A 279-nucleotide genomic window follows, 5' to 3' on the forward strand; every position below is an offset into this window, starting at 1 on the left:
TGCGTTCAAAGGCTCTAGGTTCACTAGGGCTTTTGTTCTTCCTCAGATGTGCTCTCAAGCAAATGACAAGACAGCCAGTTAAGAAGAAGACCAGTTATGACAATTTCATTCAGCCAAGGGCAAGTCGTCACGCCGGAATCAAACAATCAGCTCACACTCAAGTTTGGTGGTTATTCGAATAAAGGCATACGTGATGAAAACCAAGACGCCATCATTGTAAAACACCCGAAGACTCGTGCTGAGCAAGAGTTGAAAGGCAGTGTCGCCTGCATAGCAGAC

Annotated in this window: 1 pseudogene; it reads left to right on the forward strand. The window is 45.9% G+C overall.

Annotated elements, in window-relative coordinates:
* Positions 1–96 precede the first annotated feature (96 nt).
* A pseudogene (locus AB4232_RS22485) lies at positions 97–279 on the forward strand (bifunctional protein-serine/threonine kinase/phosphatase); the annotation flags it as partial.

Origin of the sequence: Vibrio sp. 10N.286.46.A8 (assembly GCF_041470165.1) — a bacterium.
Taxonomy (GTDB): Bacteria; Pseudomonadota; Gammaproteobacteria; order Enterobacterales; family Vibrionaceae; genus Vibrio; species Vibrio tasmaniensis_A.